Raw genomic sequence first — 25,708 nt, 5'->3', positions numbered from 1 at the left:
ATCCAAAAATGTGAACAATGGGTGAACATGCGGGGCGGAAGAGCAATGTTTGCAGCATGCACCTCAGGGCCGCCAGAACACCCTTTACATATTCTATTTTTCGCATATGTATGGACGCAGATTTCTTCTGCGAAAGGTGCAGCGATGATCGCGATCACGTCGGTTCCACAGGCCATCGACCTTGCGAAGGCCGGTCAATTGATCCTCCTCGACGTGCGCGAGGCGGGTGAGGTTTCTGCCTCGGGCACGGCCAAAGGGGCGGTCCATATTCCGCTGGGCCTTTTGCCGATCAAGGCCGATCCCCGTTCCCCGGATTATGACAAGCGTTTGGCGGGCAAACCCATCGCCGTCTTCTGCGCGGCAGGGGCGCGTGCGGGCCGTGCCGTGGGCCTGTTGGAGCAATATGGGCATGAGGCCGTGAATATCGGCGGTTTCGGCGATTGGTGCGGCTGCGGCGGCGAAGTGCAGCGTCACGCCTGACGGGCGCGACGCCGGGCCTGGATGCCATGGGCCGCAATACCGCAGAGGCAAAGCGGCAGGCAAAAGGCAATCAAGCCCATGGGCCCCATCGCGCCGATCATCAGGGCCAGCACCGGCGTGCCCGTCGTGGTGCCGACATTCCCAAGTTGCGCCACCGCCCCGGAGGCGCGGGCGCGATCCTCGGCCCCTTGGTTCAGTTCGGGGATGGAGGCAAAGCTGGCCCCCTGCACGATCCCCATCGCCCCGGCAAGGCCGAAGGCCGCCACAAGGGCAAGCCCCCCCTGCCCCCAACCACCCCAAAGAACCAGCGTCGCCAGAACGCCAAGCGCATATCCCGTCTGCACCATCTGCACCGCCGTCAGATAGCGCAACCCCCAGACACCCAGCGTCAATGAAACCACGATGGAAAAAATCGGCATCCCGGCGGCAACGAGGGCACGTTCCCCTTCCGGGAAAAGCGGCGGCAAGAGCGTAAGGACCGCCACATACAGCGCCGTGTAAAACACAAAGCCAAGCGCGGGCGCCGCGATGCGCGGCGAGGCATAGATGGCCAGATGCTGCGCGATCAGGCCGTTGCCCATGGTCAGGCTTGGCGCGGGCGGATCAGGGGGCAACAAGGCCCGCAGGATAAGGGCCAGCGCCGCCATCCATGCGGCATGGGTCAGGAAAAGCGGGACAATGCTGCCTTGGGCCAGCAAGGGCGGGCCGAACAGGGCCAGAAGGGCATAGGTCACGCCGAAAAAGCTGCTCCACAGCGTCATGGCAAAGCCTTGGTAACGCGGTGCGGCAAGGCCTGCGATCATCGTGGGGCCAACGACGACGATGGACAGGTGCGAGATGCCCTCGAAAACGCGGGTAACGATCAGCGCGGCATAGGGCAAAGGCAGCACCTGCAAGGCCGAGACCCCCGCACCAAGGGCCAGCGCCGCAACAATCGCCCGACGCGGGCCAATGCGTGCCACCAAAAGCCCCGCCGTGGTGCCGAAGATCAACCCCACGATCCCGACGATCGACACGATCAACCCGATCCCCGCCGCCCCATAATCGGGATAGCGCGCAGCCATCAGGTCGAAAGACACGGACAGTTTGCCGAATTGCGCGGCAGACCCAAGCCCGGCGAGCCAAAGGGCAAACACCGTCACCACAGCCCGCATACCCTGCCCCTTCATCTTGGCAAAAATACTCTCGGGGGGAAGGGTCGCGCAGCGGCCCGTGGGGGGCAGACAGCCCCCCTGCCCCGGCCCGTCCGGGTGCCGCCTCAGAAGTGCAGCGCGCGGCCGTAGGCGTCAAGCACCGCTTCGTGCATCATCTCGGACAGGGTCGGATGCGGGAAGACGGTGTTCATCAGGTCTTCCTCGGTGGTTTCCAGCGATCGGCCCACGACATAGCCCTGAATAAGCTCGGTCACCTCGGCCCCCACCATATGCGCGCCCAAAAGCTCGCCTGTCTTGGCGTCGAAGACGGTCTTGATCATGCCTTCGGATTCACCAAGGGCGATGGCCTTGCCATTGCCGATAAAGGGGAAACGGCCAACCTTGATGTCATAGCCCGCCTCTTTCGCCTTCGCCTCGGTCAGGCCGACGCTGGCCACCTGCGGGTGGCAATAGGTGCAACCCGCGATGGAATTGGGCTTGATCGGATGCGGATGGCCACCCGCAATCAACTCGGCCACCATGACGCCCTCATGGCTGGCCTTATGGGCAAGCCAAGGTGCCCCGGCGATGTCGCCAATCGCGTAAAGCCCATCCACCCCGGTGCGGCAATATTCATCGGTCACCACATGGGTGCGGTCGATTTTCACACCCAGCGCCTCAAGCCCCAGATTTTCGACATTCCCGACGATGCCCACGGCGGAAATCACCGTGTCGAATTCATGGGTTTCGATCTTGCCGCCCATTTCGATATGGGCGGTGACACCCACGCCCGGCTTGCGGTCAAGCTTTTTGACCCCCGCCTTTTCAAGGATTTTCATCCCCTGCTTGACGAATTGCTTCTTGGCGAAGGCGCTGATCTCGGCATCTTCCACCGGAAGGATGCGGTCCATCACCTCTACCACCGTCGTATCGGCACCCAGCGTGTTGAAGAAGCTGGCGAATTCGATGCCGATTGCACCTGATCCGATCACCAGCAGCTTTTTGGGCATGCGTTTGGGTTGCAGCGCGTGCTTATAGGTCCAGACCAGATCGCCATCCGCCTCAAGCCCCGGCAATTCGCGCGCACGCGCCCCGGTGGCAAGGATGATATGCGGCGCGGTCAGGTCTTCGGCACCCTTATCCGTTTTGACCGTCACCTTGCCCTTGCCGGTGACGGTGGCCTGCCCCATCACGACGGCAATCTTGTTCTTCTTCATCAGATGGCCGATGCCAGAAGACAGTTGTTTCGCCACCCCGCGTGAACGGGCGACGACGGCGGGCAGATCATAGCCGATGCCGTCTGCCTTCAGGCCGAATTCCTTGGCGCGATGCATGAGGTGGAACACCTCGGCCGACCGCAGCAGCGCCTTTGTCGGGATGCAGCCCCAGTTCAGGCAGATGCCGCCCAGATGTTCGCGTTCCACGATCACGACCTTCAGGCCAAGTTGTGCCGCGCGGATTGCAGCGACATAGCCACCCGGACCGGCACCGATCACGATCACATCATAGGCTGCGGCCATCGGATTTCCTCCCTCACAGAAATTGGTTTGGCCTTAAACTATTTTCCGCACCCAAGCAACGAAGGCAGCGCCGGGGGCCTATGCGCCTGATGCATGGCTGTCCATGCCATCCTTCATGCGGCGCACTTCGGCACCATAGCCGCCGGAATCCAGCCAATCCTGTTCTTCCGGCGTGCTGAAACGCCCCATGGTCTGATTGCGGCCCGGAAAACGGCCAAAGCGCGCGATCACATATTGATGCACGCGGGCATGCAGCGCCATGTCAGGGTCGGACGGAAGGCGTTCTTCCATCAGTTTCACGGCAAGCGATTGATCGACGGGGTCTTCGGAATGCTCAAAAGGCATATAGAAGAATTGCCGCTCCGGTTCTGGTGCCCCCATGTCCCAACCCATTTCGACAGCGCGGCGCGCGGCGGCAAGGGCGCGGGAATCGGTGGCAAAACTCGCCGCCTTGCCGCGAAACATGTTGCGCGGCAATTGATCTGTCAGGATCACGAAGGCCAGCGTCGGGGCGGTGCCGTCGATCCAATGATCAAGATGGCCATTGCGGGCCGCCTGCCAAAGGTCCTCGAACCGCTCGCGGCAGATCGTATCGATCTCATCCCCGCCGGCATACCAGCCCTCTGGGCCAATCTCCCCCAGCCAGAAATCGAGCAGTTCGACCGGGTCCGACATGGGGTTTCCTTCCCTGTTCAAGTCGCAACCGTCGCAGGTATAGGAGGCGGGCGCAACTGCGCATCCTCCACCGTCGGTTGTTTCAGAGATCCTTTTCGATAACGGCTGTTGCCGCCACCGAAGAGGCCGTCGGAACGATGAAGGGCGACGGCGCGGTGCTTTCCGGCGCGGCGCGGCGCGTCATCCGCCAGACGGCATAACCCGTCAGCCCGGCAAACAGCACCGAGATGAACAGAAAGAACCCGCCCGGCCCCACCTGCTGCATCAACCAACCCGTGACCAGCGGGCCGAAAATCGCACCAAAGCCGTTCAGAAAGATCATCCCGGCGCTGGCAGCGGCCATGTCGTCCTTCGACAGGAAGTCGTTGGTATAGGCAATCAGCAGCGCATAGACCGGGTTGGTGATGCCCCCCAGCATGAGCGCCGCGCCCAGATAGGCATAGAAGGGCAGATCAAACAGCCCCGCCAACAGCATCGAAACCGCAGCGATCCCCGAAAGCGAGGTGATCAGAAGGCGGCGATCCATCCGGTCCGACAGCCAACCAATCGGGTATTGCAGCACAAGGCCGCCCACATAAAGCGCGCCGACGAAGATAGAGATTTCGCGGACCGAAAGCCCCTCCATCGCGCCCCAAACAGAGGCCATCCCGAACATCGCCGAGAACACGCCCCCGGTCAAAAGCATCCCCGCACATCCCAAGGGCGAAATGCGGAAAAGCTCGCGGAAGGACAGCGGCTTGGTGGATTCGAACATGGGCGCAGGCGTGGGAGCCAGAAGGATCGGCATGAAGGCCAGCGACACAAGGACAGACGGGATCACGAACAGAACGAAGCCCGACGGATCGCCCACGTTCAGGATGGCCTGACTGGCGATGATCCCCACCATCTGCACGATCATATAGGCCGAAAGCGCCTGCCCCCGGGTTTCGTTCGTGGCGGCGTTGTTCAGCCAGCTTTCGGCGGTGATATAGATGCCCGAAAAGCAAAACCCGATCAGGACGCGCAGCGCCGTCCACACAATCCAATCCGCCGCCACCGGATACACCACCAGCACCGCCGAAATCAGCGAGCCAAGCGCCGCGAAGACACGGACATGCCCCACCTTGCGGATCAAGGAAGGGGCCACTTTCGACCCGACAAGGAAGCCCGCGAAATAGGCCGACATGACGATGGAAATCTCGTAAGTCGAAAACCCCTCAATCGCCCCCCGGATGCCCAGAAGGGTGCCTTGGATGCCGTTCCCCACCATCAAGAGCATCACGCCCAGAAGCAGCGGCCAAGAGGTAGTGATGACGGGGATCATGGGGCGGCACCGGACAAGCTGACATCCAAAAGCATAGCACCCGCACCGCAAAACCAAGGAAGGAATACGACGCGGGCTATCACGCGCCCGTCAGGGGATCAGCAGCGAAGAATCGCCATAACTGAAAAACCGATAGCGGCTTTCCACGGCATGGGCATAGATGCGCCGGATGCGCTCTGGCCCCATCAGGGCAGAGACCAGCATCATCAGCGTGCTCTTGGGCAGATGGAAATTGGTCATCAGGGCATCGGTCACCCGGAAGCGGTAACCGGGATAGATGAAGATATCGGTCGGCCCCGTCCATGGCTGCATCGCGCCATCCTCGCGCGCCGCGGATTCGATCAGGCGCAGCGCGGTTGTCCCCACCGGGATAATGCGCCCCCCGGCCTGTTTCGTGGCATTGATCTCGGCCGCCGCGCCGGGGGTGATCTGGCCCCATTCGGCATGCATCTTGTGGGTCGTCACGTCATCGACCTTGACCGGAAGAAAGGTTCCCGCCCCGACATGCAGGGTGACTTCGGTGAAATCCACGCCCATCGCGGCCAGTGACCGCAAAAGCGGTTCGTCAAAATGCAAGGATGCCGTAGGGGCCGCCACAGCCCCGGCATGGCGGGCAAAGACCGTCTGGTAATCCGTGGCATCCTGCGCGTCGGGCGCGCGCTTTGCCGCGATATAGGGCGGCAAGGGCATGGCCCCCGCCTCGGCCAAAGCGGCATCAAAATCGTCGCCCGTCAGGTTGAAGGTCAGGCGCAGGTCGGTTTCGCCCTTTTCGGCCACCGTGGCAGAAAGACGGTCGGAAAAGACGATGACCTCTCCTTCATTTACCTTGCGCAGGGGTTTGGCCAGCGCGCGCCACCCCTCGGCGGCGGGTTCAAGAAGCGTGATCTCCACCTTGGCCACCGCATCGCCGCGCGTCCGGTGGCCCGTCAGACGGGCGGGAATGACCTTGGTATTGTTCAGGATCAGCCGGTCACCGGGGCGAAAAATGGACGGCAGGTCATAGACATGGCGATCCGCGATCGTGTCGCCTTCGGCCAGCAACAGGCGCGCATGGGTGCGCGGACGTGCAGGCCGGGTCGCGATCAGCTCTTCCGGCAGGTGAAAATCGAAATCCGAAAGTTTCATCCGTCAGGGTTTCCAAGTCTGGGCGGGTCACCGCGGAAAAGCTCGCGGAACATCCCCGGTGTGAGGATCGACAGCGGATTGACCGACACCTGCGCCCGATCTGCCGTTCCACGCAACTCGTAGTTGAAACCGAAAAGCCCTTCGCCGCGCCGGGTCAGCACCGATCCGATGCCGTTAAGCATGTAGATGGGCGACACCACCCCTTGCAAGGCCAGTTCCCGATTTGCCGTGCCATAGACCCCGGCCATCGTCACACCAAGCGATGCCCCGACCGCCGACCCGCGCCGAATCTCAACCGCTGCAGGGGTCAGCAGGAAATCCGCCTGCGCTTCGGAAAAGAGAAGCCCTTCGCCATTCAGCTGTTCAATGATCCCAACGACAGAGACCGCATTCAAAAGTTCAGCAAGAATCGGTGCATCCACGACGCGGATACCGCCAATCTCGGCCCGGCCATCATAGCGGCCATCGGTGCCACGTGGGCGCAGCATCAGGTCAAGTTGCCCGCCCCGCGCCGATGCGAAAACCCCCGCCGAGGCCAGAACGCCCCCGGCATTTTCCGACCGGATGCGAAAGGCGCTGCCATTCGCACTGGGAACGACGGTTCCCGTAACGGCAGCCCCATCATTCACCAGCGCCGAAAACCGCCCGCTAAAGCCCCCGCGCGACGTGAACTCGCCACGAAAGCGCGTCAGGGTAATCGAATCCGTCACCTGCAAGCGTTGCAGATTGAAGACCAGCGGAAGATCAGGGGTGGCCCCCCCGCCAGCGCCGGTATCTTCGGGTTTGCGGCGCAGGTCGGCCCGGCCGTCAAGCACGGTCACGGCCACCGACCGTCCGGCCCCACGACCGGCAACCTCGACCACCCCATCCAACCAGTCATCCAATTGGACGCGGTCAAACCGTGCGACGGAAAGCCCCCCCTGCGGCGTCAGGGTGATGCTGCCCTCGGCCACGAGGCCGGGTGCCGTTATCGACAGCCGATCCACGCGGGCGGGGCGGGCTAGCGTGGCCTGAAGGTCCAACCGCCCGGTCTGAGCGGGGGATTTGCGCCACCCCGTCCCCGGCAAGGACAGGGTCAGACGCGACAGATCGGACACCAACGTGAGGCGCGGCGCTTCGCCCTTGGGCAGCGATATGGTCACCATGGCCTGCCCGGTGCCAGAGGCAAGCGCCTCGGGCAGGCCAAGGTTGAACTCCTCAATCGTCGCCCGCGACAGTTCGACCGTGCCTTCGATGCTGGCGGGCGGGCCATCCGCGCCGAATGGTTGCAGGAAGGTGACGTCAAAGGGCACTTTGCCCACCTGCCCCGGCCCCGACACACGCAGCCCGCGCGGATCGGCCGAAAGCGAAAGGAAAGGCGCAGTGACAGTCTTGTCGACGATCAGCTTGTCCGAAGCGAAGTCGCGCACCTCGCCATTGACGCGAAAGGACACATCCCCCGCCTGAATCTTCGGCAGCAAGGGGAAACGCAGCGTCGCATCCAGCATCGCCTGCCCCTGCCCCAGATCGACCGGACGCCCCGCCTTCGTCAGAAACCCGAAAGGCGGTTCGTCCAAGAGCGACAAGGCGGCGGTCAAGGTGGAAGAGGTGCGCAGGATCACCTCGGCCTGCGCTGGCCGCTTGGTGATGTCGAGCACGGAAAAGACCGAACCCGCCATGTCGATCACCCCACCCAGCGGGGGCGTGACCGACCCACGGCTGACAACCATGGTATAGGTCTGGCCTTCGATCGTGGCATAGCCATCGGCGTCGCGGATGGGCGGCAGGGTGCGGATGAATCGCACATCGGCGGCGCGGAAATCATAGCCCATCGACAGGATCGGTTCCTTGCCCGGCGCGATGCGCAGCGCCCCCTTCACATCCGTCAACGTGCCTTCCAGCACGTTCTGTTCCAGCCAGTTGCGCGTGTTGACCACCAGATTGACCGGCCACAGGGCAAGCAGATCGGCATGACCGATCCGGTCCAGCGCAAGGTCAACAGCCGCGGTCCAGCCCCCGGCATCCGCCCCGATCATGCCCCGCGCCGAAAGGCGGCGATCCGCCTCGACCAGCGCGACCTGACCGATATCGATGCGGAACGGGTTAAGCGACAAACGCAGATCGATGGCCCCTTCGGTGAAACGCACGGGCTGCTTGAACAGCCCCGCCGGATCGACCTGCATGCCGTCGATATGGATTTGGGTCAGAAAACTGTCTGGCAGGCGGGTGCCCAAGGGGCCGGTCAGGATCGTTCCCGCCGCATCGGTGAGATAGCTGTGCCCTGTGGCCGCCAATCGCAACGTGGTGCTTTCCACGTCAAAGCGCGTCAGGTTGACCCGACCGCGCGCCGGATCATAGGCGATCTGCATCCCTGCCCGGTCAAAGGCGATGGGAACCGACGCCTCGGTCGGCCGCAGCGCACCTGCCCCGATATCAAGCTTTGCCTCAAGCGCGGTGATGCCGGGCGCGGTCAATGTGGCGGCAAGACTGCCGGATATCGCCGCATCGATCACCGCAAGGGGGGCGAGCGGCGGCAGAAGCGCCGCAAGATCCCCCGAAGGCACACGGTCCACCGTGGCGGACAGCCGCGCCTCGGCCGCGCCCTTGCGCGCGATGGCCGTCACCTGCGCCTGTGCCGGATTGCCATCCTGACCCAGCAGCGTGACACCAATCTCGGCCCGCAATTCATCCGCCCGATTGTCGATCCTGAAGCGGCCATCGCCCAGGTTCCAGACATGGCCACTGGGAAGGTCGGTAAAGGTAAGGGTCAGGGCATCCGCCTCGATCCCGCGCAGGCTGGCAAGGGCCGGGTCCGACAGCAGCGTATCTAGGCCTGCAAAAACCTCGGCCAAACCGGCGAATTCGGGCGTGGTGTCGCCGCCCAGCGACAGATCAAGCGATCCATCGGCCCGGCGGGTCAGCGACAGATTGGCCCCGATAACCGTCAGACGAAGGGGGCGCAGCTCGCCTTGCAAAAGCGCCGCGCCATCCAGCCTGATCCGCGCCTCGGGCAAAACAAGAAGCGGTGCGCCATGACGATGCAACAGCCGCGCATCTTCGATGGCCAATTGCGGAATGCCGTCCTTGTCAAAGCCGATTTGAACCCCGCCTATAGCCAGCGCAATACCGGGCTGCGTCTGGGACAGCCCGGCATTTAGCCGCGCCTCTGCTTCGGCCACCATCCAGATGGGCAGGCGCAGTTTGCCCCCGGTCACATAAATCGCGCCGCCAAGGCCCGCGAAGATGACGAAAAGAAAGGACAAGAGGGCGATAAGACCCGTGCGCCGTCTGCGGGGCCGCTTCACGGAGGCCGGGGCAGCGGATATGCCGCTGTCCCCATCCGCCTTGGGCGGGATCCCGCTTTCGCTTGCGCCTTCCGTCACTCTTGCCCCGATTCCACGCTTTCCGGCGCAAAGCCCTGATGTCGCCGGGATTGCCTTTATCTTCCCCCGAAGGCAACTAGAACGCAAAGGGTTGATCTTCAAAAGGCAAGGAGCCGCACATGATTGCCGAAGGCGCAAACGCCCCCGATTTCACCCTGCCGCGCGACGGCGGCACGACCGTTACCCTGTCAAGTTTCCGCCCCGGGAAGGTGGTTCTCTATTTCTACCCCAAGGATGACACCCCCGGCTGCACGCTGGAAGCGCAGGATTTCACCGCCCGTCTGGCTGAATTCACCGCCGCAGACACCACCGTGATCGGCGTCAGCAAGGACAGCGTGAAAGCGCATGACAAGTTCTGCAAAAAGCACGGGCTAGGCGTGATCCTCGCCTCTGACGAGGCGGGGCATACCTGCGAAGACTACGGCGTCTGGGTCGAGAAAAGCATGTATGGCAAAACCTATATGGGCGTGGAACGCACCACCGTCCTGATCGACGGCGCGGGCAAGGTGGCGCGGGTCTGGAACAAGGTCTCTGTCAAGGGCCATGCCGATGAGGTGCTCGCGACGGCCAAGGCGCTGTGATGCAGACACTGGCCGAAATGGCGGTGGAGGTTCTGACCACCGCCGATGGGCGCGCGAAGACCGCGCTGGGACGTCGCCATGCCGCCGCCTGGTTCGCCGCGCGGGCGGCGGGGTCGCCTTTGCCCATTGGGCGGGCCGATCCTCCCTTGCGCCCCTCCCGGCCAGACAAGCCCGATCTTCTGCCGCCGCGCGACGTGCCGCGGCGGCGGCCGGGAACGCCCGCCGGGCGTATCGCGCTCCTCCATGCGGTGGGGCATATCGAACTTAACGCTGTCGATCTGCATTGGGACATCATCGCCCGCTTCACCGACCATCCGATGCCCTTGGGGTTCTATGACGACTGGGTGAAAGCGGCGGATGAAGAGGCCAAGCATTTCAACCTGATCTGCGATTGCCTTGAGGCGATGGGCAGCCATTACGGCGCGCTTCCCGCCCATGCGGGCATGTGGCGTGCGGCCGAAGACACCGCGGGCGATCTTTTGGGACGTCTGGCGGTGGTGCCGATGGTGCTCGAGGCGCGGGGGCTGGATGTCACCCCCGGCATGATCGACATCTTCCGCAAGGCGGGCGAGGATGGCCCCATCGCCGCGCTTGAAACGATCTATGCCGAAGAGGTTGGCCATGTCGCCTATGGGTCGAAATGGTTCAACTGGCTGTGCGGGCGTCAGGGGCTGGACCCGAAAGAGGTCTTCCACGATCTGGTGCGCACCTATTTCCACAGCACGTTGAAACCCCCTTTCAACGAAGAAAAGCGGGCCGAGGCGGGCTTGCCGCCCGATTTCTATTGGCCCCTGACCGAGGATGCGGCGATCTGACGGCACGGCTTTGCCGGGTTTATCGGCAGGATTTTGCCGACGATGCGCAGAAATCCGGCAGGCTAGACGGGGCTGTGGTCATATCGGTTGCGGGGGTGGCGGCGGCTGGCTAACAACGTCCCATCTCCGCTTGGGAGCCTTTCGCCCGTCCCCTTTAGCAACGTACGGAACCCTGCCAAGTGCTGACGCGTGTCGCCTACCGGATCAACGCTACCCTAGAGCGTTACATTCCTGAACAACGCCTCTTTCTGAAATCCGATGCCGAAACGCGATTCATCCGCCTAAGGCCAACGACCCAGCTGATCGCCATGACGGGCGGGGCCATGTTCGTGGCTTGGACCATCGTTGCGACCGCCGTCCTGATGATGGATTCCATCGGTGCCGGGTCGTCGCGCGAACAATCGCAGCGCCAGCAAGCGATGTATGAAGAACGGCTGAACGCCCTATCGGCAGACCGTGACCTGCGCGCCGAAGAGGCGGCACGGGCGCAAGAACGGTTCAACCTCGCGCTGGCGCAGGTGGCGCAGATGCAATCGCGGCTGCTGGCCTCTGAAGATCGGCGGCGGGAACTTGAAACGGGCATCGACGTCATTCAATCCACCCTTCGGCGCACGATTCTGGAACGCGACGAAGCCCGCGCGCAGGCCGACGAGGCCAGCCTTGCCTTGGCCGCCAGCACAGGGTCGGCCCGGACAGATGAAGGGCGGGAAAAGGATGTTGCCGATACACTCGCCATCCTGACCGATGCCTTGGGATCAGCGGCACAGGAACGCGACCTGATGGAAGCCGCCGCCGAGAAATCGGCCGAACGCGTGGAAAGCGTCATCGCCGAAAAGCGCGCGATCGAACGCCAGAATGACGAGATTTTCGCCAAGCTCGAAGAGGCGGTCACCGTATCGGTCGAACCGCTGGATAACATGTTCCGCGATGCGGGTCTGTCGCCCGACGATCTGCTAAGCGCGGTGCGGAAGGGCTATTCCGGCACCGGTGGGCCCTTGTCGCCCATTTCCATGTCCACCTCTGGTGCGCGTGTCACGCCCGAGGCCGCGCGGGCCAATGCCATCCTGCAAGGCCTTGACCGGATGAACATGTATCGCATCGCGGCCTTCAAGACGCCCTTCGCCATGCCCGTGAGCACGCCCGTCCGCTTCACCAGCGGTTTCGGCGGCCGGAACGACCCTTTTGGTCGCGGCTGGCGGCGGCATGAAGGGCAGGATCTGGCCGGCGCCTATGGCAGCCCCATCCTTGCCACAGCCGATGGCGTCGTCACCTTTGCCGGCTGGGAATCCGGCTATGGTCGACTGGTCAAGATCCGGCATGAGTTCGGGATCGAAACCCGCTACGCCCATATGTCGCAAATCCGCGTAGACGTGGGCGATCGGGTATCGCGCGGCGACAGGATCGGTGATATGGGCAATTCAGGACGCTCGACCGGGACGCATCTTCATTATGAGATCCGGATCGGCGGCGAAGCAATCAACCCGATGACCTTCATAAAGGCAGCGCGAGATGTTTTCTAAGAGCCGAATCAATGAGCCGGGCCCCAAGCAGGCCGAGGCAGAAAAGCCCAAGGCACCGGAGGCCAGCAGCGTGACCAAACCCAGCAGCGATTTCGTCCCGTCTTCCCCCAAGGGCAAGGCTTCGGCCTCGGTCCTGTCGTCGGACCTGACGGTCGTGGGCAATCTGCGCACCACGGGCGATATTCAGGTCGAAGGTACGGTCGAAGGTGACATCCGCGCCCATCTTCTGACCGTCGGCGAAAGCGCCACCATCCGGGGTGAGATCGTGGCCGATGACATCGTGGTCAATGGCCGGGTGATCGGGCGGGTGCGCGGCCTGAAGGTCCGCCTCACCTCGACCGCGCGGGTCGAAGGCGACATCATCCACAAGACCATCGCCATCGAAAGCGGCGCGCATTTCGAAGGATCGGTGCAGCGTCAGGAAGACCCGCTGGCGCAAGGCCGCACCACCCCTGCCCCGACCGCTGCGGCACCCGCCGCAGCCCCGACGCCAAAGCCTGACGAGCTGTGATCTGACAGCAGTTGAAATATCAGGGCGCCCATCGCGGGCGCCCTTTTTCATTCACTGCCAGGTCACCGTGCGACGATAAAGATGCCATGTCGCATGGCCAAGCACGGGCAAGGCGATGAAAAGGCCGAAAAACCCCGGCAGCATCGCGACGAATAGGATCGTCGCGATAAAGGCCCCCCAGCCCAGCATCACCACCGGATTGTCACGCACCAAGGCGAAAGAGGTCAGCATCGCCGTCATGAAATCCACCTCCCGATCCAGAAGCATCGGCAGGCTGACCACGGTCAATGCATAAAGCACCGTGGCAAAGACCGCCCCGACCACCGTTCCGAAGGCCAGCATCGCCAAACCCTCAGGCGTCAGGAAAATCGCGATGGAGGATGACACATTCACCATCGTCGTCTTGCCCAGAAACAGCGCAAAGATCATGTGCGACAGGAAATTCCAGAACAGGAAAAACACCACGATCACCGCCGCCATGGACGGAATCTGGCGATCCTTCTGCCGCATGATCGCGCCAAGGATGGCGGCGAAATCCATTCCCTCGCCCGCCTCGCGCCGACGGCTGATCTCGTAAAATCCGCAGGCGATGAAAGGGCCAAGAATGGGAAAGCCCGCCGCTGCGGGCAAGGTCCACCAGACCTGCCCCTTGATCGTGAAGGCCAAGATCAAAAGCCAACCACCTGCCACATAGACAGCCGCAAAAAAGGCCCCATAAAGCGGCTGCGCGATGAAATCGCGCCACCCCTCGCGCAGCGCAAAGCGCAGGTCGCTGATATCAGGTTCAAGGAGTTCCGGCAGCGCCGCGGGCGGCGTGCCTGTCTGATCGGTCATCGTTCCCTCCCGTTTTGAGACAAGGCTAGCCCTGTCGGCACGGGGGTTCAAAGATGTTTTTTCCGGGAAGGATTATTCGTCGGCATTCGCCTCGGCGCGCGACTTGCCCGCGACATCCATCGCCAGCGTCGCCGCCATGAAGCGGTCAAGGTCGCCATCCAGCACCCCTTGCGTGTCCGAGGTTTCCACCCCCGTCCGCAAATCCTTCACCATCTGATAGGGTTGCAGAACATAGGACCGGATCTGGTTGCCCCAGCCCGCCTCGCCTTTGGCGGCGTGCTGGGCGTTGATCTCGGCGTTCCGGCGATCCAACTCCATCTGATAAAGCCGCGATTTCAGCGCGTTCATCGCAATCTCGCGGTTCTGGTGCTGCGACTTCATCGAAGAGGTCACGACGATGCCGGTGGGCAGGTGCGTGATCCGCACGGCCGAGTCGGTGGTGTTCACGTGCTGCCCGCCCGCGCCCGACGACCGATAGGTGTCGATCCGGATCTCGCTTTCGGGGACGACGATTTCGATATTCTCATCCACCACGGGATAGACCCAGACGGAACAGAAAGACGTGTGCCGCCGTGCGGCGGAATCGTAGGGCGAGATGCGAACCAGTCGATGCACGCCCGATTCCGATTTCAGCCAGCCATAGGCGTTCTGCCCCGAAATCTTATAGGCGGCAGAGCGGATGCCTGCCTCTTCGCCCGCGGTTTCGGATTGGAGTTCGACCTTGTAGCCCTTCTTCTCTGCCCAGCGGACATACATCCGCGCCAGCATCGAGGCCCAGTCGCAGCTTTCGGTGCCACCCGCACCCGCGTTGATTTCAAGGAAGGTGTCGTTGCCATCCGCTTCGCCATCCAGCAACGCTTCAAGTTCCTTCGCCGCCGCCACTTCGACCAGCGACTTAAGGGCGGCCTCGGCCTCGGTGACGATCTCCTGATCCCCCTCGGCCTCGCCCAGTTCGATCAGTTCGACATTGTCACGCAGCCCGCTGTCGATCATGCGATAGGTCGACACGGCATCCAGCAATGCTTGCCGCTCCCGCATCAGTTTCTGCGCCTTGGCAGGATCATTCCACAGATCCGGCGCCTCGATCATGGCGTCGAATTCTTCCAACCGATGGGGGGCGGTTTCCCAATCCATCCGTTGCGCAAGCAGTTTCAGCGATTTGGTGATCGCATCGACATTGTTCTGCGTTTCGGCGCGCATTTGCGGTCGTTCCTGTGGTGGTTATGGGGGCGGGTGATAGCCTGAGGCGGTGTCGCGGGCAAGGGTGCGGGCGCGGGTCCGCGCCCTGCCCCGCCACTAATAAAGGCCGCCGGAACTGAGCGTGCCGAAATCGGCCTTTTCCGGCAGGATGGCGGTTTCGCCTGTTGATGTGGTGACGGTGGTTTCGCCGCCACCATCGGTTTCCCCATAGGCGAACAGCGGCAGGTTCGACCCCATGGCAAAGCCGCCATCCACCATCATGTCCAGACCGATGATCCCATCTACGCCCTCGCGGAAATATTCCACCTGCACATTGGCGCCCGAAGCATCATTGGGCAGCATCGCGCCGGTGAAGCGGTCGATCTTCACCCAGCGCCCGCCTTCGGGGACGCGGAATTCCGTGCCGCCGAATTTGGCCACGGCTTGCTGCATGAATTCTTGGAACACGGGCGCGCACATACCGCCGCCCGATGCCCCGGACCCAAGGCTGCGCGGCTGGTCAAAGCCCATATAGCAGCCCGCCACGATGTTTGAGGTATAGCCGATGAACCAGACATCCTTGGCATCATTGGTGGTGCCGGTCTTGCCCGCCACAGGCACGGGCAGGTTGACGGCACGCGCCGCCGTCCCGCGCGTGACCACGCCCTCCATCATCGAGGTCAGCTGATAGGCCGTGATCGCATCCATCACCCGCTCGCGCTGCGACCGGATCGTGACACCCGCGCCGGGATCAAGGCTGGCAAGGCGGCAATCGATGCAATCGCGCTGGTCATGGCGATAGATGGTGCGGCCAAACCGATCCTGCACCCGGTCAACCAGCGTGGGTTCCACCCGCTCACCACCATTCGCGAACATCGCATAGGCGGCCACCATCTTGAACAGCGTGGTTTCCTGCGCGCCCAGCGAATTGGCAAGGAAGGGCCGCATCGGATCATAGACGCCAAAGCGTTCGGCATAGCGCGCAACCGTCTCCATCCCGATTTCCTGCGCGATCCGCACCGTCATCAGGTTCCGCGACTGCTCGATCCCCGTGCGCACCGGGGTCGGGCCGTAGAATTTGTTCGACGCGTTCTTCGGCGTCCAAAGGCCCTGCGCCGTCTCCACCTCAATCGGGGCGTCGACGACGATCGTGCCGGGGGTAAACCCGCCATCAAGGGCGGCGGCATAGACAAAGGGCTTGAAGCTGGAACCGGGCTGCCGGGTCGCCTGCGTGGCGCGGTTGAAGACCGAGTCCTGATAGGAAAAGCCGCCCTGCATCGCGATGACACGGCCGGTGAAGACGTCCATCGCCATGAACCCGCCCTGCACCTCCGGCACCTGCCGCAGCGACCAGCGCACAAAGCTGCCATCGCTGTCCGACGTGACGGGGCGCACCAGCACCACATCCCCCACCTCAACCAGATCGCCCGCCCGCCGCGCCTTGGGGCCAAGCGAGCCATCGGCATTGCGCTTGCGCGCCCAAGTCACATCTTCGGCGGGAATCCAATGGCCATCGGCATCGTCTTCCACACCTTCAATGCCGATGCGGGCGTCATTATCGCCCACCTGCAGCACCACCGCCGGGGACCATGTCGCGATATCGCGCGGCACGTCCACATCGGCCAAGGCGCTGCGCCAATCCGACAGGCCCTCTGCCGGGATCGTCTTGCCCGTCCCGCGCCAGATGCCCAAGCCACGGTCATAGCGTTCCAACCCATCCCGCAGGGCTTTGGCCGCCACGGCCTGCAATTCGGGGTCAACCGTGGCACGGATCGACAGACCGCCGCCGAAGAACTCTGCCTCACCGAAGGTCGAAGACAATTGCCGCCGAATCTCGTCGGTGAAATAGCTGCGCGGCGGTAGCGCCTCGCGGAAGGCGGCAAAGTCGCCGTTCTGCACGGTCAGAAGCGGCGTTTCCGCCTCGGCCCGCGCTTCGGCGCGCGTGATATAGCCATCCTCCGCCATGCGGTTCAGCACATAAGACCGCCGCTCCATCGCGCGGTCCTTGTTGCGGACGGGGTGCATTTCCGACGGGGCCTTGGGCAAGGTGGCCAGATAGGCCGCCTCTCCCGCCGTCAGGGCCGACAGCGGCTTGTTGAAATAGGTCTGGGCAGCCGCCGCCACGCCATAGCTGTTCTGGCCAAGGAAAATCTCGTTCAGGTAAAGCTCAAGGATCTTGTCCTTGGACAGCGTTTCCTCAAGCCGGGTGGCAAGGATGATCTCCTTGATCTTGCGTTCCCCCGTCCGGTCACCCGACAGCAGGAAGTTCTTCATCACCTGCTGCGTGATGGTCGAGGCCCCGCGCAGCTCTTGCCCGCGCGTCAGGATCGCGTCCCGAAAAGCCGCCGCCATGCCGGTGACGTCATAGCCGTGATGGGCGTAGAAATTCTTGTCCTCCGCCGCGATGAAGGCATGTTTCACAAGATCGGGAATATCCTCGATCGGAACGAAAAGACGGCGCTCCTGCGCGAATTCATCGATGATCTTGCCTTCGCCGGAATAGATGCGGCTGATCGTCGGGGGCGTGTATTGGGCAAGGCTCTCATGGCTCGGCAGGTCGCGGGAATACATGTAGAAAATCGCGCCAATGGTCAGGGCGCCGAACAGAACGCCCAGCGTGACCGCGGTAAAGATACCGCCGAAGAAACTGCCGATAAAACGAAGCACGCGCCTGCCCTGCCCAATGGAATACCCGGCTTTATACACGGCCCAAGGGGGCAAGGTCAAAACGATGGCGTGAACGCGGTGGCAATCCGCGCAGAACCGCCGGGAAACGGGGCGTCACTCGGCCCGGCGCAGATCGGCGATGGCGGCATCCTCGGCCGCCCAAGCGTGCAAGGCATCGCGTATGGCCAGCGCCATCGTCGCGCGCCAGTCGGGATCGATCAGTCGTTCCAGATCAGACGCTGACGACAGAAATCCCAGTTCCAGCAAAATCGAAGGGATATCGGGCGATTTCAGGACCGAAAACCCCGCCGATTGGATCGGATGGCGGTGCATCTTCAGGCCGGACCCTGCAATCGACTCGCGCAGTTTCAGGGCCAAGCGGTCCGTCCGGGGGCGGGTTTCCGTGCGGGCCATATCCATCAGCACGGTTGCCACAAGATCATCCTGCTCTGTCAGGTCGATGCCTGACAAAAGATCATCGCGGTCATGCCGTTCGGCCAAGGCGCGGGCGGCCTCGTCGCTGGCCTCTTCGGCAAGCGTATAGACCGTGGCCCCCACGGCCTCACCCTCGGCCAAGGCATCGGCATGCAGCGACAGGAACACATGCGCATTGGCGGCGCGGGCGATGGAGATGCGGGTTTCCAGCGGCACGAAGACATCCTCATCCCGCGTCATCACCACATTGAACCCGCCATCGCGGACCAGAAGTTCCTTCAATTCCCGCGCGAAAGTCAGCATCAATTCCGCCTCGGTATGGCCGTCCCGTTCCGCACCGGGGTCGATGCCGCCATGACCGGGATCAAGGACCACCGTCAGCGGGCCATTCCCACGCCCAAGGGGCGGCGGAAGGGCGGCAGGCTCTGGCAGCGCCCATTCGGGCGGTTCAGGTTGCCGCGCCTGCGCCGCAAAATCGGCAGGGGTCGAGGGGATCAGGCGAAGCCGCACCTTGGCCTGCGCGCCCGCCTCCGTATCGGTTTCCATGGCAGCACTGGCCACCGTCAAGGGGGCAGACAATTGCAGCACAAGCCGCGACCAGCCCGCGCGAAAGCTGCCCGCGCGCAGACCTTCCACCCGGATGCTGCTTTGCTGCATCTCGCCGATCCCTGTCCAATCCACCTCACGGAAATCAAGGATCAGGCGGCGGGGATCATCGGCAAAGCGCAGACGCCACGGCACAGGTTGGCTTAGCGCGAGGGTTATGGTGACGGCCTCGCCCTCATCCTGGATCTGCGAGGCAGCGACATCTAGCCGGGCCAGCGCAGAAAGGTCTTGCGCCGAGGCGGGGCCGAAAACGGCAGAAACCAGCATGACCAAGGCCACCAGAAACGCGCGCATCACCCCTCCTCACTGAGCAGGGGGAATATCACGGGTTGAGCCGGGCTTGTAAACTCACCCTTTGGTGGGCCGGGTGGCCATATAGGCCTGCAAGCGACGCAGGCCTTCGGTGATATCGGCCGTGGCGCGGGCATAGGAAAAGCGCAAGGTCCGCCGCCCGCGATGGGGATCGAAGTCAAGGCCCGGCGTCACGGCGACGCCCGCCTCCTGCAACAGTTCGGCGGCAAAGGCGAGGCTGTCTTCGGTCAGGTCCGACACATCGGCATAGATGTAGAACGCCCCATCGGGTGGCGCGATGCGGGTGAAGCCGGCCTTGGGCAGGCCTTCCAACATCAGGCGGCGGTTTTCGGCATAGGCCGTGCGGTTCGCCTCCAACTCCTCTGTCGCGTCAAGGGCGGCAAGGGCGGCGATCTGGCTGGCATGGGGTGGGCAGATGAACAGGTTCTGCGCCAGCCGTTCCACCGTGCGGATATGCGCCTCTGGCACCACCATCCAGCCGATCCGCCAGCCCGTCATCGAAAAGTATTTGGAGAAAGAGTTGATCACATAGACCTCATCCGACACCTCCAGCGCGGAAGTGGCGGGGTCGCCATAATGCAGCCCGTGATAAATCTCGTCCGAAATGAAGGCGATGTCACGGGCAGCGGAAGCCTGCATCAGGGCCGCCAGATGGGTCCGTGACAGCATGGTGCCCGATGGGTTGCCCGGCGATGCCACGATCAAGCCTTGCAAATCATGCCCCTCCAGATCGGCGGGAACGGGTTGCAGGCGGTTCGCTTCCGCCGTGGGTAGCCCAACAGGTTCCAAGGACAGCGCGCGCAGGATTTGGCGATAGCTGGGATAGCCGGGTTCCCCCAGACCCACACGATCCCCCGCATCAAAAAGCGCCGTGAAGGCCAGAACGAAAGCGCCAGAGGAGCCGGCAGTCACGATGACCCGATCGGGGTTCAGATCAACGCCATACCAGCGACGATAAAGCCCCGCGATCCCCGCCCGCAGCTCAGGCAACCCAAGCGCGACGGTATAGCCAAGCGCATCCCCTTCCATCGCCCGCGCCAGCGCCTTGCGCGCAAGGGCCGGGGCCGGGGTGCCGGGTTGGCCCACCTCCATATGGATGATGGACCGCCCCGCCGCCTCCAACTTGCGCGCGGCCTCGACCACATCCATCACGATGAAGGGATCGACCTGCCCACGCCTTGAATTCCGCATACCCGCCCCCTTAAGGTGTCGCCCATGCTCTGTCGCCTCTGGCAACGGAGGTCAAGCCAATGCCGTCATGGCCATCAACGGAGCCGTCCATGCGCCGCCTTCTTGCCGGAACCGCCCTCGCCCTCGCCACAGCCCTTCCCGCCGCCGCCGAAATGACCGCGGCCGAGCGTGAGGCATTCCGGGCCGAGGTGCGGGCCTATCTTCTGGAAAACCCCGAAGTTCTGATCGAGGCGATGAACGAGTTGGAAATGCGCCAGCAACTCGCCGAGGCAGAGCGGGACAAAGCCATGCTGGCCGAACAATCGGCGGCGATCTTCAACGATCCGGCGTCATGGGTGGGCGGGAACCCCGATGGCGATATCACAGTGGTGGAATTCATCGATTACCGCTGCGGCTATTGCCGCAAGGCCTGGCAAGAGGTGGATGATCTGGTCGAGATCGACGGCAATATCCGCTTTGTCCTGAAGGAATTCCCGATCCTTGGCGAACAGTCGGTGCTCTCATCGCGCTTTGCCATCGCCGTGCTGCAACTGCATGGCGGCGAAGCCTACAAAAAGGCGCATGACGCGCTGTTGTCCCTGCGGTCCGACACCACGCCCGAGGCGCTGGTGCGCGTGGCCGAAGACTTGGGGCTAGAGGCGCAACCGATCCTCGAACGGATGCAAACGGCCGAGGTGACGAAGGTCATCGAAGACAACCACCGTCTGGCACAGACCATGGACATCAGCGGCACGCCCACCTTCGTCGTGGGCGGCACGATGGTGCGGGGCTATGTGCCGCTGGAAGGGATGCAGCAGATCGTGGCCGAACAGCGCGCCGCGCAAGAGGGCTGATCGCCCCCTCCCCTATTCGGCCGCTTCGGTGGCCTTTTCGGCGGCCTCAATCTCGGCCGCCTTTTTTTCCACCAATTCAACGATGTGATCGATCATCTGATCGTTGGTCATCTTATGGCTTTGCTTTCCGGCCAGATAGACCATGCCCGACCCCGCCCCGCCGCCCGTGAACCCGATATCGGTCATCAGCGCCTCACCCGGACCATTCACCACGCAGCCGATGATCGACAGCGACAGCGACGTGGTCACATGGGCCAACCGATCCTCCAGCGCCGCCACCGTCTTGATCACGTCAAACCCCTGCCGCGCACAAGACGGGCAAGAGATGATGGTGACACCCCGATGCCGCAGGCCGAGGGATTTCAGAATCTCGAACCCGACCTTCACCTCTTCCACCGGATCGGCCGACAGCGACACGCGGATCGTATCGCCAATCCCCATCCACAAAAGGTTGCCAAGACCGATGGCCGATTTCACCGTCCCCGACATCAGGCCCCCGGCCTCGGTGATGCCAAGATGGATGGGGGCATCCGTCGCCTCGGCCAATTGCTGATAGGCGGCGGCGGCTAGGAAGACGTCGGACGCCTTCACGCTGATCTTGAATTCGTGAAAATCGTTGTCCTGCAACAGCTTGATATGATCCATCCCGGATTCCACCATCGCATCCGGGCAGGGTTCGCCATATTTATCCAGAAGATGCTTTTCCAGACTTCCCGCATTCACCCCGATGCGGATGGAACAGCCATGGTCCTTCGCGGCCTTGACCACTTCCTTCACCCGGCGCGCATCGCCGATATTTCCGGGATTGATGCGCAGACAGGCGGCCCCCGCCTCGGCGGCCTCGATCGCACGTTTGTAGTGGAAATGGATATCCGCCACGATCGGAACCGGGCTTTCGGCCACAATCTCGCGCAAGGCCCGCGTGCTTTCCTCATCCGGGGTCGAAACGCGCACGATATCCGCCCCAGCAATCGCTGCGCGCTGGATCTGTTCGATGGTCGCTGCAACATCAGTGGTCAGCGTATTGGTCATCGTCTGCACGCTGATCGGGGCGTCGCCCCCCACCAGCACCTTGCCGACCCTGATCTGGCGCGATTTGCGGCGATAGATGTTGCGCCAAGGGCGGACATGGTTCAGCGACATGGAAAACGATCCTGTTTCTGGGCGCGGCCTTGGCCGAGACATAGGCGCAAGGCGCAGACGGGGCAAGCTTGCCCCGCGCTTCTGGCATCAGATTGTAAGGAAAAGCTTACAGTCAGTCCACGGCCTGCGTGGGGTCAACCGCCGTCGTGGCCTCTGCGACATTCACGAATTTCGCAAGATCCGTATCTTCGGAAAGATCGGCCAGGGCAAAGGTCTGCGACAGAGACTCAGCCGACAAGGCCACATTCTTCACAACAGACGCACCCGGTGCCGCAGGGCCATAGGTCTGCCCGTTCACAGCGAAGTACACGGATCCGGAATTGCCTGCACGCAACACAGGCGGCTCTTCCAGCTGCGGCACGACATAGCGTTCGCCCGCATCCAGAATCTTTTCGAACAACACCGTGCCATCGGCGGATTGCACCCGCACCCAAGACGGACGGACGGCAAGCACCTCAAGCTGCGGTGCCGCATCCGCAAGCACCTGCACGCCGCTATCCAAAGCAACCGCCAGTGCATCATCCACGGCCGAAGCGATGGCCGCCGCGCCGGGCGTGGCAAGCGTTCCGGTTTCCCGTGGGTCGATGGCCGCAATCGGACCGTCGCGCGACACCATCACCGGCACATCAAGCGCCTGCGGGCGATAAAGCCGATCCATCAAATCGGGGCGGGCCGATGTATCGGCCTCTGCCATCGCGCCGTCTACCGCGTCCGTACCAGCCACGGCCGGGGCCTGCGCCACAAGCGGGGCAACCGGCTGGACACCGGCAAGCGGATCGATCTCGGCCACCACGGCGGGGGCGCGATCCACGGGGGCAAGCTGCACGCGCTGCACTTCCTGAAGCACGGACCAGCCGCCATAGCCGATCGCGCCAATCAGCGCGGCAAGCACCATGACAGATCCCACGGCCCCCGGTTCGATCCGCGCAAACAGCGTCTCACCGCGCGGCACGAAGCTGGCGTTGGGATTGGCCAGCGGATCGCCAAAATCAAGGCTGCTGCGCTTGGCCGTAATCGTGGCCGAAGAGGCCGCCGCACTCATGCCGTGGGCGACGGTGAAATTCGCCTCATGGCAGAATTTCTGGAAGGCCCAATCCGGGTCCATGCCAAGGTAACGCGCATAGGACCGAACGTATCCGGCAACGAAACCTTGGGTTTCAAAGGCCGACACATCGGCATTTTCGATGGCGGCGATATAGGTGGCCTTGATCTTCAGTTCGCGCTGCACATCCAGCAGGGATTTGCCCAGCGTGGCGCGTTCCCCACGCATGAGGTCGCCGAGTCGCAGTTCGAAATCGTCAAAACCCTTGGGCTTGTCGACCTCTGGCGTCGAAGGCTTCGACCTCCGCCCGATCATGCAAACTGCCCCATCACTGCCCCGAATCCCCAAGCCGCAAAACGCGCGACTCATGTTTCTTCCTATTGAGGATAACTTAACACGGAGCAAGCGATTCTGCATGTGCAGAAAGGGTTACGCGGAAACCTCGGCACGATTCAGCGCACATTGCCGCCAAAGCGCATCCATCGCCTTCACCAGATGGTCGATCTGTTTGGGATCATGAACGGGCGAAGGGGTAAAGCGCAGGCGTTCCGTGCCGCGCGGCACTGTCGGAAAATTGATAGGCTGGACATAGATACCATACTGGTCCAGCAGCATGTCCGACAGCATCTTGCAATGCACCGGATCGCCGACATGGACGGGCACGATATGGCTGCCATGGTCGATGATCGGCAGGCCCAACCCCTTCAACCGCATCTTCAGGATACGGGCATGCAGCTGCTGGGCATCGCGCAGATGCTGCGCGGTTTTCAGAACGCGCACCGAAGCCGCCGCCCCCGCCGCCACGCTGGGCGGCAGCGAGGTGGTAAAGATGAAGCCCGGCGCATAGGACCGGATCGCATCCACCATCTTCGCGCTCGCCGCGATATAGCCGCCGAAGACGCCATAGGCCTTGGCCAAGGTCGCGTTGATGATGTCGATGCGATGCATCTGACCATCACGCTCGGCCACCCCCGCCCCGCGCGGGCCATACATGCCCACGGCATGCACCTCGTCGATATAGGTCAGCGCGTTGAACTCATCCGCCAGATCGCAAATCTCTTTGATCGGGCCAAAATCGCCATCCATCGAATAGATCGATTCAAAGGCAATCAACTTGGGCGCCGCCGGATCGTCGCCTGCCAGCAATTCCCGCAGATGCGCCACGTCATTGTGGCGGAAGATGCGCTTGGCCCCGCCCCCGCGCCGCACCCCTTCGATCATCGAGGCGTGGTTCAGCGCGTCGGAATAGATGATCAGCCCAGGAAACAGCGTGCGCAGCGTGGAAAGCGTGGCATCATTGGCGATATAGGCCGAGGAAAAGACCAGCGCCGCCTCTTTGCCATGCAGATCGGCAAGCTCGGACTCCAGCCGCTTGTGATAGATCGTGGTGCCCGAAATGTTGCGCGTGCCCCCCGACCCAGCGCCGGTGGCATCCAACGCCTCATGCATCGCGGCCAGAACTTCGGGGTGCTGGCCCATGCCAAGGTAGTCATTGCCGCACCACACGGTGATATCGCGCTCCGACCCGTCGGGACGACGCCAAACCGCCTGCGGGAAATGGCCCTGCTTGCGCACGATATCGATAAAGGTCCGGTAGCGGCCTTCGTCATGCAGTCGTTGCAGGCTGGCATCCAGCGCAGCTTCGTAATTCATCGCGTCTCCTATCCGGCGTCCTTCCGCCGTCGTCAGTGCGCCTGTGCCCCACCCGATCTATACGGATCAGACGAGGAAACATGTTCCGGCAAAAGTCCGCCGAATTCTCGGACGAAAGTCTATTGCCGACCTTGATATGCATCAATTACCGCCCGGTTTAAGGGGCGGTCTTGGGCCGTGATGCCGCAGTCATTGCGTGATGGCAACCGTGCAATCGGTCGCGGCCTCTTGCTTGGCGGCACAGGCAGCCAGCGCCTCATCGGGTGACGCCCCAATGCCCCAGGCCCCCGTTGCGGCCGAAAGTGCAAGCGCAGCCCCTTGATTCGCAACGAAATCCTCGGTCGCCGAGGAGGACAGCTGCAAAGGCCGCGCCTCCCATCCTTCGGGCCGGACAGTCGCCACGATCACGCAATCTGCCGCACCCTTTTTCTTTGCATTGCATTGCGCCAGCGCGATCCCACTGGCCGCTTCGACGGTATGATGATTGGCGGCGGCCATAGTCGCCTCGGACATCAGACCTTCATCGGGCGATATCGCAATCGCCGCGTAATAAGGTTGATCCTTGGCCACCATGGCCAGCATCTTCGCCTCATCCTTCGGCAGCGCGCCTTCGGTGATGACCACCTCTGCCACCTTCGGCACGTAAAGCAGGGCCATCGCATCATCCCCCGTAACGGTTTGCGCCGAAACCGGCGCAGACAGAGAGAGGGCGGCAAGGCTGGCAACGGCAACCGGGCGGAACATAAGATGTGACTCCCCTGAAAGGAACGGCGCTTCGGGGAGGTGTT

21 protein-coding genes are annotated in these 25,708 nt (G+C 62.9%); 6 read left to right on the top strand and 15 right to left on the bottom strand.

All coding sequences use genetic code 11. The annotated features are described in order from the left end of the window. The first annotated feature begins 144 nt into the window (after nt 1-144). Nucleotides 145-480 carry a rhodanese-like domain-containing protein gene (locus QF092_RS03500; RefSeq protein ID WP_281467687.1) on the top strand — a complete coding sequence of 112 codons (336 nt, stop codon included), beginning with the start codon at nt 145-147 and terminating at the stop codon, nt 478-480. Here the strand turns inward: QF092_RS03500 and QF092_RS03495 are convergent. The 6 genes from QF092_RS03495 to QF092_RS03470 all read right to left on the bottom strand — a co-directional run bounded on the left by QF092_RS03495 (nt 471) and on the right by QF092_RS03470 (nt 9,520). Next, a complete protein-coding gene (locus QF092_RS03495; protein ID WP_281467685.1) occupies nt 471-1,622 on the bottom strand; it encodes an MFS transporter in 1,152 nt (383 codons plus the stop codon). The genes QF092_RS03500 and QF092_RS03495 overlap by 10 nt on opposite strands. Nucleotides 1,623-1,738: 116 nt before the next feature. Then, nucleotides 1,739-3,133: a dihydrolipoyl dehydrogenase gene (lpdA, locus tag QF092_RS03490; RefSeq protein WP_281467684.1), complete on the bottom strand. Its 1,395-nt coding sequence runs from the start codon at nt 3,131-3,133 to the stop codon at nt 1,739-1,741. 78 nt (nt 3,134-3,211) lie between these two features. After that, nucleotides 3,212-3,808, bottom strand: a complete 597-nt coding sequence (locus tag QF092_RS03485) for a DUF924 family protein (protein ID WP_281467681.1) — start codon at nt 3,806-3,808, stop codon at nt 3,212-3,214. 82 nt (nt 3,809-3,890) lie between these two features. After that, the gene (locus tag QF092_RS03480) at nt 3,891-5,111 is read right to left on the bottom strand and encodes an MFS transporter (protein ID WP_281467679.1); all 1,221 of its coding nucleotides are present in this window, start codon (nt 5,109-5,111) and stop codon (nt 3,891-3,893) included. A gap of 90 nt (nt 5,112-5,201) precedes the next feature. Then, nucleotides 5,202-6,236, bottom strand: a complete 1,035-nt coding sequence (queA, locus tag QF092_RS03475; RefSeq protein WP_281467677.1) for a tRNA preQ1(34) S-adenosylmethionine ribosyltransferase-isomerase QueA — start codon at nt 6,234-6,236, stop codon at nt 5,202-5,204. Further along, nucleotides 6,233-9,520 (bottom strand): hypothetical protein, encoded by a 3,288-nt coding sequence (locus QF092_RS03470; protein ID WP_281467675.1) that lies wholly within the window; start codon nt 9,518-9,520, stop codon nt 6,233-6,235. The genes queA and QF092_RS03470 overlap by 4 nt, the downstream gene beginning before the upstream one ends. 197 nt (nt 9,521-9,717) lie before the next feature. On the opposite strand from QF092_RS03470, the gene QF092_RS03465 reads away from it, so the two are divergent. From QF092_RS03465 to QF092_RS03450, 4 genes are all read left to right on the top strand, one after another. Continuing rightward, nucleotides 9,718-10,179: a peroxiredoxin gene (locus QF092_RS03465; protein WP_281467673.1), complete on the top strand. Its 462-nt coding sequence runs from the start codon at nt 9,718-9,720 to the stop codon at nt 10,177-10,179. Continuing rightward, the gene (locus QF092_RS03460) at nt 10,179-10,994 is read left to right on the top strand and encodes a ferritin-like domain-containing protein (RefSeq protein WP_281467671.1); all 816 of its coding nucleotides are present in this window, start codon (nt 10,179-10,181) and stop codon (nt 10,992-10,994) included. The genes QF092_RS03465 and QF092_RS03460 overlap by 1 nt, the downstream gene beginning before the upstream one ends. A gap of 179 nt (nt 10,995-11,173) precedes the next feature. Then, nucleotides 11,174-12,514 (top strand): M23 family metallopeptidase, encoded by a 1,341-nt coding sequence (locus QF092_RS03455; protein WP_281467669.1) that lies wholly within the window; start codon nt 11,174-11,176, stop codon nt 12,512-12,514. After that, nucleotides 12,504-13,025 (top strand): bactofilin family protein, encoded by a 522-nt coding sequence (locus QF092_RS03450; protein WP_281467667.1) that lies wholly within the window; start codon nt 12,504-12,506, stop codon nt 13,023-13,025. The genes QF092_RS03455 and QF092_RS03450 overlap by 11 nt, the downstream gene beginning before the upstream one ends. Before the next feature lie 51 nt (nt 13,026-13,076). Here the strand turns inward: QF092_RS03450 and QF092_RS03445 are convergent, their stop codons facing one another. The 5 genes from QF092_RS03445 to QF092_RS03425 all read right to left on the bottom strand — a co-directional run bounded on the left by QF092_RS03445 (nt 13,077) and on the right by QF092_RS03425 (nt 20,249). Then, on the bottom strand, nt 13,077-13,859 hold the full coding sequence (locus QF092_RS03445; protein WP_281467665.1) for a DUF2189 domain-containing protein: 783 nt from the start codon (nt 13,857-13,859) through the stop codon (nt 13,077-13,079). Between the two features lie 72 nt (nt 13,860-13,931). After that, the gene (gene prfB / locus QF092_RS03440; RefSeq protein WP_281467663.1) at nt 13,932-15,059 is read right to left on the bottom strand and encodes a peptide chain release factor 2; all 1,128 of its coding nucleotides are present in this window, start codon (nt 15,057-15,059) and stop codon (nt 13,932-13,934) included. Nucleotides 15,060-15,155: 96 nt separating this feature from the next. Then, a complete protein-coding gene (locus tag QF092_RS03435) occupies nt 15,156-17,705 on the bottom strand; it encodes a penicillin-binding protein 1A (protein ID WP_281467661.1) in 2,550 nt (849 codons plus the stop codon). Nucleotides 17,706-17,819: 114 nt separating this feature from the next. Beyond that, on the bottom strand, nt 17,820-19,040 hold the full coding sequence (locus QF092_RS03430) for an N-acetylmuramoyl-L-alanine amidase family protein (protein WP_281467659.1): 1,221 nt from the start codon (nt 19,038-19,040) through the stop codon (nt 17,820-17,822). Nucleotides 19,041-19,094: 54 nt separating this feature from the next. Continuing rightward, on the bottom strand, nt 19,095-20,249 hold the full coding sequence (locus tag QF092_RS03425) for a pyridoxal phosphate-dependent aminotransferase (protein ID WP_281467657.1): 1,155 nt from the start codon (nt 20,247-20,249) through the stop codon (nt 19,095-19,097). Nucleotides 20,250-20,338: 89 nt separating this feature from the next. On the opposite strand from QF092_RS03425, the gene QF092_RS03420 reads away from it, so the two are divergent. Next, entirely contained in the window at nt 20,339-21,082 is a 744-nt protein-coding gene (locus QF092_RS03420; protein ID WP_281467655.1) for a DsbA family protein, read from the top strand. Between the two features lie 12 nt (nt 21,083-21,094). Here QF092_RS03420 and ispG read toward each other — a convergent pair whose 3' ends face one another. The 4 genes from ispG to QF092_RS03400 all read right to left on the bottom strand — a co-directional run bounded on the left by ispG (nt 21,095) and on the right by QF092_RS03400 (nt 25,664). Then, on the bottom strand, nt 21,095-22,225 hold the full coding sequence (gene ispG, locus QF092_RS03415; protein WP_281467653.1) for a flavodoxin-dependent (E)-4-hydroxy-3-methylbut-2-enyl-diphosphate synthase: 1,131 nt from the start codon (nt 22,223-22,225) through the stop codon (nt 21,095-21,097). 112 nt (nt 22,226-22,337) lie between these two features. Next, on the bottom strand, nt 22,338-23,582 hold the full coding sequence (locus QF092_RS03410) for a helix-turn-helix domain-containing protein (RefSeq protein WP_281467651.1): 1,245 nt from the start codon (nt 23,580-23,582) through the stop codon (nt 22,338-22,340). A gap of 114 nt (nt 23,583-23,696) precedes the next feature. Beyond that, nucleotides 23,697-24,920: a 5-aminolevulinate synthase gene (gene hemA / locus QF092_RS03405; protein WP_281467649.1), complete on the bottom strand. Its 1,224-nt coding sequence runs from the start codon at nt 24,918-24,920 to the stop codon at nt 23,697-23,699. A gap of 189 nt (nt 24,921-25,109) precedes the next feature. Continuing rightward, complete coding sequence (locus tag QF092_RS03400; protein WP_281467647.1) at nt 25,110-25,664, bottom strand: 5-aminolevulic acid synthase; 555 nt, start codon at nt 25,662-25,664, stop codon at nt 25,110-25,112. Between the last annotated feature and the right edge of the window lie 44 nt (nt 25,665-25,708).

It is taken from the genome of Fuscovulum ytuae (assembly GCF_029953595.1).
Lineage (GTDB): Bacteria > Pseudomonadota > Alphaproteobacteria > Rhodobacterales > Rhodobacteraceae > Paragemmobacter > Paragemmobacter ytuae.
The sequence above is the reverse complement of the archived record's forward strand: the minus strand, read 5'-3'. Positions and strand labels throughout refer to the sequence as shown.